The sequence below is a fragment of the Bacillus sp. S2(2019) genome (genome assembly GCF_005144805.1).
Taxonomy (GTDB): domain Bacteria; phylum Bacillota; class Bacilli; order Bacillales; family Bacillaceae; genus Bacillus; species Bacillus altitudinis.
In genome coordinates this window covers 946772-960646 of record NZ_SWFL01000002.1, presented here as the reverse complement: position 1 = coordinate 960646, position 13875 = coordinate 946772, and the positions used below count along the sequence as shown (strand labels likewise).

The window sequence follows — 13875 nt, the reverse complement described above, 5'->3', positions numbered from 1 at the left end:
ATGAACATTGAACAATTTACAGCAGCACTAGAGGAGAAAGGGATCACTCTTTCTCCAGTGCAGCTTGAACAATTTGAAACTTACTTCCATATGCTTGTAGAATGGAACGAGAAGATGAATTTAACGTCCATTACAGAAAAGGAAGAAGTATATTTAAAGCATTTTTATGACTCGATATCAGCAGCATTTTTTATTGATTTTCACAATGTGACAACAATTTGTGATATTGGAGCTGGTGCTGGTTTTCCAAGCATTCCTCTTAAAATTTGTTTCCCTCATCTACATGTGACCATTGTTGATTCTCTCCAGAAACGCATTACGTTTCTCAATGAGTTAGCAAAAGGGTTAAACTTACAAGATACTACTTTTTATCATGATCGTGCGGAGACCTTTGGGCAACGTAAAGATCAACGTGAAAGCTATGACCTTGTCACCGCTAGAGCAGTTGCGCGCTTATCTGTCTTGAGCGAACTATGCCTGCCTCTTGTGAAAAAGGAAGGATTGTTTGTTGCATTAAAAGCATCTGCTGCAGATGAAGAGATGCAAGCAGGAAAAAAAGCCGTCACTGTCCTCGGAGGAGAGGTTGTTGAAAAGCATTCCTTTGTTCTTCCTTTAGAAGAAAGCGAACGGAACATCATTGTCATTGAAAAGAAAAAACAAACACCAAAAAAATATCCTAGAAAACCAGGAACACCTAATAAATCACCAATAGAGGGTTGATCATGTAAAAGGTCGGTTTTTCTTCAATATTTATGATTTTACAGAAGGAAAAAACATGAGAAAATAGAATTATAAAAAGGTAGTTTTTAAAGGTGGTGTAGGTTCATGAAGCATTCACTCTCACGCTTCTTCGGGCTTGGTGACAAAGAACATCCTGAGCGTGATACCGAAATAGAGGCAGAGATTGCTGAGCATGAAACATTAAAGGAAGAGATACAGGAGCTCCCGGTCGACACAATTATGCCTAACCGTTTTCAGCCACGCACCATTTTTTCAGAAGAAAAGATACAAGAGCTGGCCACAACCATTCATACCCATGGCATTATTCAACCGATTGTTGTTAGACCAACAGAAGAAGAAGGAAAATATGAACTGATCGCCGGCGAAAGACGTTGGAGAGCGGTACAAACTCTTCAATGGGAGAAGATCCCCGCTATTATAAAAGATTTTACTGATACGGAAACGGCATCTGTGGCATTGATTGAAAATTTGCAAAGAGAAGAGCTGTCTGCAATTGAAGAGGCTCATGCTTATGCACGTCTTTTAGAGCTTCATGATTTAACGCAAGAAGCGCTTGCTCAGCGTTTAGGTAAGGGACAATCGACTGTTGCAAACAAACTAAGACTTTTAAAGTTGCCTGAAGAGGTACAGCAAGCCATTTTGGAGAAAAAAATCTCTGAGAGGCATGCCCGTTCACTTGTACCTCTAAAGCTGCCAGAATTACAGATCACGCTGTTGCAGGAAATCATCGAAAAGCAGCTGAATGTGAAACAGACTGAAGAGCGTGTAGTGAAGATGCTTGAACAAAAAACAGATCGCAAACCGAAGCCGAAACGTAAGGCGTTTAGCCGAGATACGCGAATTGCGATGAATACCATTCGTCAGTCTCTCCACATGGTAGAAGACAGCGGACTTAAAATAAATACCGAGGAAGAAGAATTTGAGGAATATATCCAATTAACGATTCGAATTCCTAAATAGAAAGAAGCTGATGAGCATTACTCGTCAGCTTTTTTGTCTTTCTCTCCCTTCAATTCATGATATTTACTTATTATTAATTAATTGGTAAAATATGATTTTCATAGTAGAAGGGAGGTGACATATAACCGATGAAAATGAAAAAGACTATTTTTGCTATTATCTGTTATTTACTAATCTCTTTTTCTCTTTTTTCAAATGAAACGACTGTGTTTGCTGTGAGCACATCAACGAATCATGATACTCATTCAGCGGAAGAAACGATTACGAAAGAAGAACTGAGTACTCTGAAGAAACAAGGTGTGGTTTCGACAGATATAACGGTTCAACAATTAAATCAAGAGCAAGCGTCTCAGGACGATGCGATCGATGTAATCACAGCTGATGATGATTTGGAGAACTATGGTTTAAGGCAAAACAAACAGGATGAAATGGTAACGGATGAAAGGCCGAATACCATTCGCCATCTTTTTGGTAAACCGTATCCTGGAACCGATATTATGCCTCAAAAAGGGGATATATTGGTGACGAGCACTGGTGCTTTGAATGGTTTAATTGGTCATGCAGGCATCGTCATTAATGAGAAAAGCTATGCATCCATTCCTGGGTTCCGGCAGCATCCAAATATAGATTCGATTCAAAGCTGGTTTCGCTATAGTGCCAATACAAAGGTGATTCGGATTAATCATCAGGAAAAGGCAGATTTAGCAGGGGATTGGGCGCATGATTACGTGAAAGACCATCCGAAGGCTCGATATTCGATCACTATGTCTATTCAATCCTTGGACCCTACTTATTGTTCAAAGATTGTATGGCAGGCTTATGCGAAAACCGGGGACGCTGTTGGACATGCCACATTTACCATTAAAGCACCCTATGGGTTTTTGAAAAAGAAGAACTATAAAACAGTGACACCTAAAGTCATTGTAAGTGAAGGCCGAAAAATTGGCGGGCTAAACTTTTGATTGTATCTCCCTCACTTTTATGAAAGTGGGGGTTTTTTGTCTCGTTATTTTCTTCAAAAGATATATTAATATATCTTTAAAGCGTATTTTTATGCATCTATTCATGTACGGAAACACAGATTCATTCACGAATTTATAATGGGGGAACAAAAAAAGCAAACGTTTCATACTTTTTTTGATAGAATAGGAAGTATGAATGAATGAGAAACTTGTTAAGTTGAAAGTGGGTGACATCGTGGGGAAAATCATAGCGATTACCAACCAGAAGGGCGGCGTTGGGAAGACGACAACTTCTGTTAATTTGGGTGCGTGTTTAGCATACATAGGAAAACGAGTGTTGTTAGTTGATATTGATCCGCAGGGAAATGCCACGAGTGGTATTGGGATTGAGAAGGCCGACGTAGAGAAGTGCGTGTACGATATTTTAGTAGACGATGCAGATGTACTTGATGTGATTAAGACGACAGAGGTCGAAAATCTTGATGTCATTCCTGCGACGATACAGCTTGCAGGGGCGGAAATTGAGCTTGTGCCTACGATCTCACGTGAAGTGAGGCTGAAAAGAGCACTTGAATCTGTGAAGCAAAATTATGATTATATGATTATTGACTGCCCGCCATCGCTTGGATTACTGACGATTAATGCGTTAACTGCATCCGATTCTGTTTTAATACCGGTTCAGTGTGAATATTATGCGCTTGAAGGATTGAGTCAATTGTTGAATACGGTTCGTCTTGTGCAGAAACATCTAAATACCGACCTTGCCATTGAAGGTGTCTTACTGACAATGCTGGATGCAAGAACAAATCTTGGAATCCAAGTCATCGAAGAAGTAAAAAAATACTTTAGAGATAAAGTCTATCAGACCGTGATTCCGAGAAATGTGAGACTAAGTGAAGCGCCTAGTCATGGGAAACCTATTATCTTGTATGATCCACGTTCAAGAGGTGCAGATGTCTATTTAGACTTAGCAAAGGAAGTGGATGCGAATGGCTAAAGGTCTTGGAAAGGGTATTAATGCGCTATTTAACAATGTGGATTCCAATGAAGAAACTGTCGAAGAAATTAAGTTGAAGGATTTGCGCCCGAACCCTTATCAGCCAAGGAAAACGTTTGATGATGATGCATTGTCTGATCTCAAAGAATCGATTCAGCAGCATGGTGTTTTACAGCCGATTATTGTTCGTAAGTCCATTAAGGGATATGACATTGTCGCGGGAGAACGCCGTTTCCGTGCAGCACAACAAGCTGGTTTGACAACGATTCCTGCGATCGTCAGGGAATTTTCAGAAACACTGATGAGGGAGATCGCTCTTTTAGAAAACTTACAGCGCGAGGATTTATCTCCATTAGAGGAAGCGGAAGCCTATGCCTCCTTACTAGATCACTTAAGTGTGACTCAGGAGGAATTAGCCAAGCGATTAGGCAAAAGCAGACCGCATATTGCGAACCACCTTCGTTTATTAACATTACCGGATGAAGTACAGAAGCTGATTGCGGATGGAACATTATCCATGGGACATGGACGCACGCTGCTTAGTTTGAAAAACAAAAAGAAGCTGGCGCCATTGGTAAAGAAGGTCGTGGACGAAGGATTAAATGTCCGTCAGGTTGAGAAACTTGTTCAGCAATTAAATGAAAATGTTCCACGTGAAACAAAGAAAAAAGAAGCACCAAAGGATCGCGTGTTGAAAGAAAGAGAATCTTTCTTACAAAATTACTTTGGTACTTCAGTGACGATCAAGAAACAGAAGAAAAAAGGGAAAATTGAGATTGAATTTCTCTCAAATGAAGATTTAGAAAGAATCCTTGAATTGCTTTCTACGAGAGAATCATCGGAATGACCATCTTGATATGAGATGGTCTTTTTTATATTCTTCCCGTGATATTTTGAATAGGGGTGAAAAGAGAACGGCTTTTTTCTCTCGTCCAATCCATTTGATCAATGTGGGATAGACTTTCAGAAAGTGTATTGGCCATAGACATTACAAGATGAAGACGTGTGTTTTGGAGAACGAAGTATTCCATAAAACCGCTCACGTTGACGATTCCATTAATATGAATATTGCCTACTTCTGGCAGCTCTTTTTGCACACCTGCACCGGGCTTTAACGGTCCTTCTCCAATTTGAAACGATCCTACACTTTTCACTCTACCTAAACAGGCATCAACGGCTACGATAAATGGATGTTTATGAGCTTGTTCAATTTCAGCGAGCTTTTCCTTTAAATTGACCGCATGCACTGGGTCAGAGAGAGTGCCGTATACATGCAGCTTTTTTAAATCAAGACTTGAAAGCTTTGTTCCTACAAGTGGACCTAGAGAGTCACCGGTTGAGCGGTCTGTTCCTATGCAGACGATGGCAACGGGTCTTTTTCCTGCTTTCTGAAGATGCGAGAATAAAATACTTTTAAGCTGCTGAATGGCATTTGTATCCGTATGGGACACGTATTCTTTCACCCTATTTCTTAAAAAAAGACCGTTCTTGCTATTCATAGGTCTCACTTCCTTGTCATAGTAGTTAGTATCAGTATACGGAAACAAGCTTAATTCTATACCTATGAGGTGATGATTGTGTGGAAGGCTGGTTCAAGGTGGACGCTTTTAATTTTAGGAAGCTTGATAGGAGCGGGATATGCCTCAGGTCAAGAAATTTGGCAGTTTTTTGGCCTTGATAGCGGACTAGCCATTCTACTGTTTACGCTCATGTTTATGCTGTCGACCTATGTGGTGTTAAAAATCAGTTATGAGGTTCGTGCCGATCATTTTGTGCCGGTGTTAGAGCGTCTTGTAGGTCCTTGGCTGGCCAAGGTGTATGATATTTTAATTGTTCTTTATCTATTCACGACAACAACAGTCATGATTGCCGGTGGCGGGGTGACACTTGAGATGTATCATGTGCCATTTTGGGTTGGAATCGGTGCATTTTGTTTATTTTCATTTATGATTTTTTTCTGGGATGTGAAAGGTCTCTTATCTGTGAATGCTTTCATTATACCAATTTTGGTGGTGGGGCTCATCTATGCGTTTGTTTTTTATTATATGAATCATGATCATATATGGAGAATTGATTTTGGCCAGCAATACAATTGGCCTGCCAGTATCGTCTTTGCTTCTTTGAATATATTATCTGTTGTGGCGGTGCTTTCTTCAGTGGGGAAAGAAATGAAGGGGCTTGGAGAGGCCAAGGTTGCGAGTATATTAAGCGGCTTGATTTTTGGTGTCATTTCTTATGTGTATAACGAAATACTAGTTGATATTTCTGGGAGTCTTTCAGCAGAGGGGATTCCTTTGTTTACAGTATTAGAGGGGGCACCAACATCATTGTTTGTGTTTATGACCATTGTTCTTTGTTTAGCGATTTATACAACAACCGCTGCGGGATTATTTGGTTTATCCAGCCGCATGCTCTCTTTTGTACGAATGCCCCGCTGGTTCATTGTATTCATCATGCTTCTTTTGATGGCACCTTTAACCTCTCTTGGATTTGCTGATTTGATTGCTTTCTTGTATCCGATTTACAGCTTGCTCAATCTTTATTTGCTTGTCTGTTTAATGCTGTATCCGATTTTAAGTAAAAAGATATTTTTCCGTTCTAAAAATTATACTGATAAAATAAAATAAACACCTCTCTTTCAAAGAGAAGTGCTTATTTTATCCGAATGGAATCAATCGCTTCCTTGATATCGTCATATACAGGCATGTGCTGGAGACGCTGCATGCGTTCCTCTATTTCTGAGATGGCTTGTCCCTCTAAATGCTGGGATACATGCTGTTTGACAATGGTTGTCTGGTTCATCATGTCTTCTGTTTTGGACAATTGGTACTCCAAGTGCATGCGTGTGTTTGCCAATTCATCGTGAAGCCGCATTTTCAGCAATCGCTTTAAATCTTTTCGTTGTCCTTCTCTGCGCATGGCCTGAATAGCGGCAATTTCTTCAGGTGATTGCGATTGTGTTTGTGGTGCAGATTGACTTTCGAATACAGACATGGAGCGGCGGGCACTCACATTTTGCAAGAAACGCTGGGCGTCACTAGGAGGTTTATTTTGATTGATCATATGGCGACTCCTTTCTTAACGAATACCCATTTGCATCGCAAGGCGTCTATCTGCCTTGGCATAGTCATCACCCATTGTGTACATATGTCTTGAAAGGGTGGAAAGTTCTTGTTCGTAGTCTCTCAAGGTGTACAAGGCATTCAGTTGTTTTTCATGAGAATAAAAGGATGATTGCGGCTGCTCCATCCTTACTTCCTCTAACAGTGCTTCTACATCGCTATGGGTTAATAAATCATAGTGACCGAAGCCGACAAGTCCTTTCAGTTCTTGTTTTACATGATGGACGGCATCTTTTACACTATCATCAATTCCATCTATTTTCTCAAATACAGTGTGTACTTCATGTTCAATAATACTTTGTAGATCATATGATGAATTTTTTAGTAAATGGGATTTTATGATAATTTCAAGCCCGCTTTGTGCATATGCACGGCCTGAATGGATGTCTTGTAAAAGCATCGCTGTAAAACTTGTATTGTGATCAAGCTGTTCATCTAAAATACGAGCGGTTCCATTCGAATGGAATGAATACCCATTTACTTTAAATTCTCCTGAAACGAGAGCTAAAAATGCATTTGTATCAAACGATTCGTTCCACTCTATATTCATTGATGCAAAAGCTGATCTTAAAAAGGTGTCAATTTCTCTTGGTTTATATTTTATGGATTCTTGGACCGATCCCTGCTCCCGGGGCGGTACGGTGTACTTGACTTGTCCAACTCCATGATCATGGCGATTGAGTAAACCTACATAATGATTGGGTTGAATATATTCCGTGAGAACATGGGTATATTTTCCTTCTACTGCTTTTTGCTGAATGGAAGGTGCCAGGCTGCTCCATATATTTGGGCTATCGAATGTGATGGCTTTTTTGACAGCTGGCTGTTCTGTCGCAATGTAAGCACAAACAGCACCGGCAAGCGCTTGTCCAGTGAGATAGATGGTTGCATTCGGGTGCTTCTGACAGACGTCCTCGATGTATTCCTTCCCTTTAAAAAAGACATGATCTTGTTTTCCGGCTAAGGATTTTCTTTCAATGGGGTAGGCATAATCCGTTTTTAACAATGATTGGGTAGCCGTTTGAACATCTTGTGTCGATGTCACCGTCATTTGTTTTGGCAGAGGACAGTGAAACGCGACAATGAACTCATCTGACTGTTCCTGCTGCATCGTTAAACCATATAATTGATGATCTATTTTTAGAAAATCGTTGACAGTGAGCGTATGCTGACCTACTTCTATCGTATGGTTCTGCTGGTAATTCTCTGCGTTTCCAGCGTGATCGGATATGATTTTATAATCTTTGTCGGTTAATCTATCCTTTCGATTGACCATCGTACCTGCTCCCTCACATAACATTTATGCAGATATCATAAATCAAAAAATATGGAAAAACCACAGCGTTCTACCAATAAAAACCTTTTGACCTACAGTGTTTGTGACAATATTGAAAAAAAGCGGAGTTTAAGTAACTATTGGTCACAAATAAAATGATCTAAAAGAAGGGTTTTTTCTATAAAAAAGAACGGGATTGATACATGACTGCGGCTCTTTATTTTGTGCATTGCTCTCTATCGTCGTTTTTTTGTACAATAGATTTAATGAAGTGAGCAAGAGAGGTGAATGCTGATGGCAGACAAAGCATTTGGGTTACATGACGTCGTTGAAATGAAAAAACCCCATCCATGTGGCGCCAATCGGTGGAAAGTCATTCGTTTGGGCATGGATATTCGTATTAAATGCGAAGGGTGTGGGCACAGCGTGATGATCCCAAGAAGAGATTTTGAACGAAAAATGAAGAAAATTCTCGTCAAGCATGAGGAGCCAACTGCTTAAGTAGGCCTCATGCTTTTTTGATGAAATTTGTCTTTTGTTCAGAGAAACAGATGCAATTTCTCATTTTAAAGCTCCGATTTAGTCTTTTTGGTAATGTTTCTTCTATTGAAAATGCATGATGGTTAGCTTGTCTTTTCATGTAAACCTACTTATAATTGCTCTAGGTTCATATTACGCAGTATAACGAGCACGTTTCATATAGAGGAGATGAAAGAATGGCTTTAACAGCTGGTATTGTTGGCTTACCTAACGTCGGGAAGTCAACGCTATTTAATGCAATTACACAGGCTGGAGCGGAGTCTGCTAACTATCCGTTCTGTACCATTGATCCAAACGTCGGAATTGTAGAAGTTCCAGACGAGCGTTTGCAAAAACTGACAGAATTAGTGCAGCCAAAAAAGACAGTTCCGACTGCTTTCGAATTCACTGATATTGCTGGTATTGTGAAAGGTGCATCTAAAGGAGAAGGTTTAGGAAATAAATTCCTTTCTCACATTCGTCAAGTAGATGCGATCTGTCACGTGGTGAGAGCTTTTGCTGATGATAACATTACACATGTGTCAGGTAAGGTTGACCCAGTGTCAGATATTGAAACGATTAATTTAGAATTGATTTTGGCTGATCTAGAAACGGTTGAAAAGCGTTTAACTCGTGTGAGTAAGCTTGCGAAACAAAAAGATAAGGAAGCGGTAGCTGAATTTGATATTTTGGAAAAGCTGAAGGACGCATTTGAAGCTGGAAAATCTGCAAGATCGGTTGAATTTACAGATGAGCAGCAGAAGCTTGTGAAGCAGCTTCATTTACTCACGTCAAAACCTATTCTGTATGTAGCAAATGTGAGTGAGGACGAAGTAGCAGATCAGGACGGAAACGAATATGTACAGCAAATTCGTGAGTTTGCATCTGGCGAAAACGCTGAAGTCATCGTCGTTTGTGCGAAGATTGAGTCTGAAATTGCAGAGCTTGAAGGAGAAGAAAAGCAAATGTTCCTTGAAGAGCTTGGCATTAAAGAATCAGGTCTAGATCAGCTGATTAAAGCGTCTTATTCACTTCTAGGTTTAGCTACGTATTTCACAGCAGGTGAGCAAGAAGTGCGCGCTTGGACATTTAAAAAAGGAATGAAGGCACCAGAATGTGCTGGAATCATTCATACGGACTTCGAGCGTGGATTTATTCGTGCTGAAACGGTTGCTTATGAAGATTTACTAGCTGGCGGAAGTATGTCTGCTGCAAAAGAAGCAGGAAAAGTTCGTTTAGAAGGTAAAGAATATATAGTGAAAGATGGAGACGTCATTCATTTCCGTTTTAACGTATAGGTTCTTGTCATAGGCCAAGTAATTTGTTATAATATACAATTGTGAGTAATATAATTTATTGCTCCTTGCCCGTATAGGGCCGCTTAGACCAAAAGGAGGTGCAATCAGATGAGAAAGTACGAAGTTATGTACATCATCCGCCCAACAGTTGACGATGAGGCTAAAAAAGCAGTTATCGACCGTTTTAATAACGTGTTAACTTCTAACGGTGCGGAGATCACTGGAACAAAGGATTGGGGTAAACGTCGTCTTGCATACGAAATCAACGATTTCCGTGAAGGCTTCTACCAAATCGTAAACGTTCAATCTGACGCTGCAGCAGTTCAAGAATTTGACCGCTTAGCTAAGATCAGTGACGATATCATTCGCCACATTGTTGTTAAAGAAGAAGAATAAATCATTGAAATATATATTTAAAGGTGGTCTTTCAATATGCTAAACCGTGTTGTATTGGTCGGAAGACTAACAAAAGACCCTGAGCTTCGCTACACGCCTAATGGTGCGGCTGTAGCCACGTTTACTCTAGCTGTGAATCGTACGTTTACGAATCAATCTGGAGAGCGTGAAGCCGATTTCATTAACTGTGTTACTTGGAGAAGACAAGCCGAGAACGTGGCTAATTTCTTGAAAAAAGGAAGTCTTGCCGGTGTAGACGGTCGCTTGCAGACAAGAAACTATGAAAACCAGCAAGGACAGCGTGTCTTCGTGACAGAAGTTCAAGCTGAAAGTGTTCAATTTCTTGAGCCTAAAAGCGGCGGTGCTGGTTCAGGTGGATACAGCGGCGGTGGCAATAGCGGAGGCCAGTATTATGGCGGTAGCCAAAATGATCAGAATCCATTTGGAAATGAACCAAGTCAAAATCCATATGGCAATCAAAACAACCAAAATCGTAATCAGGGAAATAGCTTCAATGATGACCCATTTGCGAATGATGGTAAACCGATTGACATCTCCGATGATGATTTGCCATTCTAATTGATCTGAAAAAAATGACCAAAGGAAAGGTGTGAAAACAAATGGCAGGTGGACGCAGAGGCGGTCGTGCGAAACGTCGTAAAGTATGTTTCTTTACTTCTAACGGAATCACGCACATCGATTACAAAGATGTTGATCTTCTTAGAAAGTTTGTTTCTGAGCGTGGTAAAATTTTACCTCGTCGTGTAACAGGAACTAGCGCTAAGTATCAACGTAAATTGACATTAGCGATTAAAAAATCACGTCAAATGGCATTACTTCCATACGTTACTGGTGAGTAAGTCGTTGACTTAAAAGCGAAGGGCCTTGAGCTCTTCGCTTTTTTTATTTGTCTCACTTTTATGAGAAAGTCGTTTCTGGCAGTCTAACTAGGGGAAGTATGTAAAAAGAGAGTTAACGTGACAGTTTGTTCTATACAAATACTAGGTTAATCTGTCATATTGGTATTTTAAAATATACTTGCAGTCAGGGCGTGGGAAGATGATTGAATTTAAGAATGTATCGATGCAATTTTCTGATGACCGCTATGCCGTTCAATCTGTTGATTTGGAGATTCAGAAAGGTGAATTTTTTGTATTGATTGGACCTAGTGGAAGCGGGAAAACGACGACTTTGAAAATGATCAATCGTCTCATCTCTTCTACAGAAGGTGAGATTTACATAAAGGGTCGAACCATCAGCGATTATGATATTTATGAGCTGCGCTGGGATATTGGTTATGTGCTTCAGCAAATAGCGTTGTTCCCTCATATGACCATAGAAGAGAATATTGCTGTAGTGCCAGAGCTGAAACAATGGAAGCGGACTGAGACGAATCAGCGTGTTGATGAGTTGATGTTCATGGTGGGGCTTGAGCCTTCTACCTATCGACATCGAAAGCCAGCAGAGCTTTCAGGAGGACAGCAGCAGCGAGTCGGCGTAGCACGGGCACTTGCTGCTGATCCTGAGATTGTCCTGATGGATGAACCTTTTAGTGCGTTAGATCCACTGACGAGAGAGAAATTACAAGATGATCTGCTTGAGTTACAGCGCCGTATTCAAAAGACCATCGTTTTTGTGACACATGATTTGCAGGAAGCCATGAAGCTTGGAGATCGGATATGTGTGATGAATGAAGGAAAAGTGGTGCAGGTTGGACGCCCAGAGGAATTGATTCAGCATCCAGTTAATCCATTTGTGCGGGAGTTTGTTTCAGGAGCTGCCCGTCATGTAGACCATCAAGCATTTGAGCTGACAACTATTTATCAGCCCATGCCTCAAGATGATCTGTTAGGCGATGAGGCGGTCTCCATCCATGCGACGCTGGAAGAGGTTCTATCTCGACTGGCAGAGCATGAAGAGCTTGTTGTTGAGAAGGATGGGGAACGGATCGGGCTCATCACTCGTCAAGCGGTGATTCAGTATTTAGCCGGTACTTCTGCAGAGAGGGGCGAGACACATGAATGAATGGACCAGTGTGCTATGGGCTCGAAAAGATCAGCTCGGACACGCCTTACTTGAGCATATTCAAATTTCCTTCATTGCGTTATTTCTAGCGATTTTGATTGCCATTCCATTAGGGATTTATTTAACGAGAGTCCCTAAGATAGCAGAGTGGATCATTGGGGTGACGGCTGTCTTGCAGACAATTCCGTCTTTGGCGCTGCTTGGACTGCTGATTCCTCTCGTTGGGATTGGTCAAGTGCCCGCAATTATCGCTCTTGTCGTCTATGCTCTTCTTCCTATTTTAAGAAACACATATACAGGCATTCGTGAGGTCGATCCGTCGCTCCGAGAAGCGGCGCTCGCTATGGGGATGAATCACCGCAAACGCTTATTAAAAGTAGAACTCCCTCTTGCTATGCCGGTGATCATGGCAGGTATCCGAACGGGGATGGTTCTCATTGTAGGGACAGCCACTCTTGCAGCTCTTATTGGGGCAGGTGGATTAGGGAGTCTGATTCTGCTTGGAATTGATCGAAATGATATGTCTTTGATCATCATTGGTGCTATTCCAGCTGCATTACTTGCGCTCTTATTTGATGTGGTTTTGCGGACACTTGAGAAAATCTCCTTTAAAAAAACCGTGATCTCTGTGACGGTCTTTGCTGTAATAGCAGGAGCAGTTGTCGCTGCCCCATTGCTGTTTCAACAAGAAAAGAAAGAGATCACCATTGGAGGGAAGCTGGGGTCAGAGCCTGAAATTTTGATCTCCATGTATAAGCTTTTAATTGAGCAGGATACAGATATCCAAGTCAATCTTAAGCCTGGTCTTGGTAAGACGTCCTTTGTTTTTCAAGCACTGCGGTCTGGTGATATTGACATCTATCCTGAATTTACAGGGACAGCGATTTCTGAATTTCTGAAAGAAACAGCGAAAAGCACGGATAAGGAAAAAGTGTATGAGCAAGCGCGCCAAGGTTTGGCGTCATCCTTTCAGCTTCAGCTTCTTCAGCCGATGGCTTATAACAATACATATGCTTTAGCCGTGCCTCAATCACTAGCGGATCAATATGATTTATCAAAGATTTCAGATCTGGGTCAAATCAAGAATCGTATACGTGCTGGCTTTACTTTAGAGTTTTCTGATCGTCAGGATGGATATTTAGGCATTCAAAAAGCTTATCAGTTTTCTTTTGACGATGTGGTCACGATGGAACCGAAACTTCGATATCGAGCCATTCAAAAAGGGAATATTCAGTTGGTCGATGCGTATTCGACAGACAGTGAATTGAGACAATACAAATTGAAGGTGCTGGATGATGACAAGCATGTTTTCCCGCCCTATCAAGGAGCGCCTTTGCTAAGACAGGAGACATTAAAAGAGTATCCTGAGATTGAGGCCTCTCTCAACAAACTCGCTGGTCAAATCACAGATGATGAGATGAGAGAAATGAATTACGAAGTCAATGTGAAGGGGAAAGATGCATTCCAAGTAGCCGAAGCCTATTTAAAAAAGAAAAAATTGCTTCAATAATCAAGGGAAAGCAGGTCTGCTATAACAAAGCGGCCTGCTTTTGAAAAGAAAAAAAACAAAAATCATTGA

16 protein-coding genes are annotated in these 13875 nt (G+C 41.0%); 13 read left to right on the top strand and 3 right to left on the bottom strand.

The features are described 5' to 3' along the window. The 5 genes from rsmG to FBF75_RS09980 all read left to right on the top strand — a co-directional run bounded on the left by rsmG (nucleotide 1) and on the right by FBF75_RS09980 (nucleotide 4507). A complete protein-coding gene (gene rsmG / locus FBF75_RS10000; protein WP_007497477.1) occupies nucleotides 1-720 on the top strand; it encodes a 16S rRNA (guanine(527)-N(7))-methyltransferase RsmG in 720 nt (239 codons plus the stop codon). 105 nt (nucleotides 721-825) lie between these two features. Beyond that, nucleotides 826-1701: a nucleoid occlusion protein gene (gene noc, locus FBF75_RS09995; protein ID WP_024718432.1), complete on the top strand. Its 876-nt coding sequence runs from the start codon at nucleotides 826-828 to the stop codon at nucleotides 1699-1701. A gap of 128 nt (nucleotides 1702-1829) precedes the next feature. Then, entirely contained in the window at nucleotides 1830-2663 is an 834-nt protein-coding gene (locus FBF75_RS09990; protein ID WP_136944698.1) for a YiiX/YebB-like N1pC/P60 family cysteine hydrolase, read from the top strand. 235 nt (nucleotides 2664-2898) lie between these two features. Next, the gene (soj, locus tag FBF75_RS09985; RefSeq protein WP_008360890.1) at nucleotides 2899-3660 is read left to right on the top strand and encodes a sporulation initiation inhibitor protein Soj; all 762 of its coding nucleotides are present in this window, start codon (nucleotides 2899-2901) and stop codon (nucleotides 3658-3660) included. Further along, nucleotides 3653-4507: a ParB/RepB/Spo0J family partition protein gene (locus FBF75_RS09980; protein ID WP_035704116.1), complete on the top strand. Its 855-nt coding sequence runs from the start codon at nucleotides 3653-3655 to the stop codon at nucleotides 4505-4507. The genes soj and FBF75_RS09980 overlap by 8 nt, the downstream gene beginning before the upstream one ends. Nucleotides 4508-4532: 25 nt before the next feature. Here FBF75_RS09980 and yyaC read toward each other — a convergent pair whose 3' ends face one another. Continuing rightward, on the bottom strand, nucleotides 4533-5159 hold the full coding sequence (gene yyaC, locus FBF75_RS09975) for a spore protease YyaC (RefSeq protein ID WP_025208343.1): 627 nt from the start codon (nucleotides 5157-5159) through the stop codon (nucleotides 4533-4535). A gap of 72 nt (nucleotides 5160-5231) precedes the next feature. Between yyaC and FBF75_RS09970 the strand changes: the two genes are divergently transcribed. Then, a complete protein-coding gene (locus FBF75_RS09970; protein WP_080589171.1) occupies nucleotides 5232-6287 on the top strand; it encodes a YkvI family membrane protein in 1056 nt (351 codons plus the stop codon). A 25-nt stretch (nucleotides 6288-6312) separates the two neighbouring features. On the opposite strand, the gene FBF75_RS09965 is transcribed toward FBF75_RS09970, so the two are convergent. Then, a complete protein-coding gene (locus FBF75_RS09965) occupies nucleotides 6313-6723 on the bottom strand; it encodes a hypothetical protein (RefSeq protein ID WP_136944697.1) in 411 nt (136 codons plus the stop codon). A gap of 15 nt (nucleotides 6724-6738) precedes the next feature. Next, entirely contained in the window at nucleotides 6739-8058 is a 1320-nt protein-coding gene (locus FBF75_RS09960) for a phage hydrolase (protein ID WP_046526895.1), read from the bottom strand. Nucleotides 8059-8352: 294 nt separating this feature from the next. Here FBF75_RS09960 and FBF75_RS09955 point away from each other — a divergent pair, with 294 nt between their 5' ends. The 7 genes from FBF75_RS09955 to FBF75_RS09925 all read left to right on the top strand — a co-directional run bounded on the left by FBF75_RS09955 (nucleotide 8353) and on the right by FBF75_RS09925 (nucleotide 13806). After that, on the top strand, nucleotides 8353-8559 hold the full coding sequence (locus FBF75_RS09955) for a DUF951 domain-containing protein (RefSeq protein ID WP_008347561.1): 207 nt from the start codon (nucleotides 8353-8355) through the stop codon (nucleotides 8557-8559). Nucleotides 8560-8774: 215 nt separating this feature from the next. Continuing rightward, nucleotides 8775-9875, top strand: coding sequence for a redox-regulated ATPase YchF (ychF, locus tag FBF75_RS09950; RefSeq protein WP_007497458.1), 1101 nt, complete (start codon nucleotides 8775-8777; stop codon nucleotides 9873-9875). Nucleotides 9876-9983: 108 nt separating this feature from the next. Next, a complete protein-coding gene (gene rpsF, locus FBF75_RS09945) occupies nucleotides 9984-10271 on the top strand; it encodes a 30S ribosomal protein S6 (RefSeq protein ID WP_008347557.1) in 288 nt (95 codons plus the stop codon). 36 nt (nucleotides 10272-10307) lie between these two features. Next, on the top strand, nucleotides 10308-10850 hold the full coding sequence (gene ssbA, locus FBF75_RS09940; RefSeq protein WP_007497456.1) for a single-stranded DNA-binding protein SsbA: 543 nt from the start codon (nucleotides 10308-10310) through the stop codon (nucleotides 10848-10850). A 41-nt stretch (nucleotides 10851-10891) separates the two neighbouring features. Further along, entirely contained in the window at nucleotides 10892-11131 is a 240-nt protein-coding gene (rpsR, locus tag FBF75_RS09935; protein WP_008347556.1) for a 30S ribosomal protein S18, read from the top strand. Nucleotides 11132-11330: 199 nt separating this feature from the next. Next, complete coding sequence (locus FBF75_RS09930) at nucleotides 11331-12296, top strand: ABC transporter ATP-binding protein (RefSeq protein ID WP_136944696.1); 966 nt, start codon at nucleotides 11331-11333, stop codon at nucleotides 12294-12296. Then, nucleotides 12289-13806, top strand: a complete 1518-nt coding sequence (locus FBF75_RS09925; protein WP_008347552.1) for an ABC transporter permease/substrate-binding protein — start codon at nucleotides 12289-12291, stop codon at nucleotides 13804-13806. The genes FBF75_RS09930 and FBF75_RS09925 overlap by 8 nt, the downstream gene beginning before the upstream one ends. The last annotated feature ends 69 nt before the right edge of the window (nucleotides 13807-13875 follow it).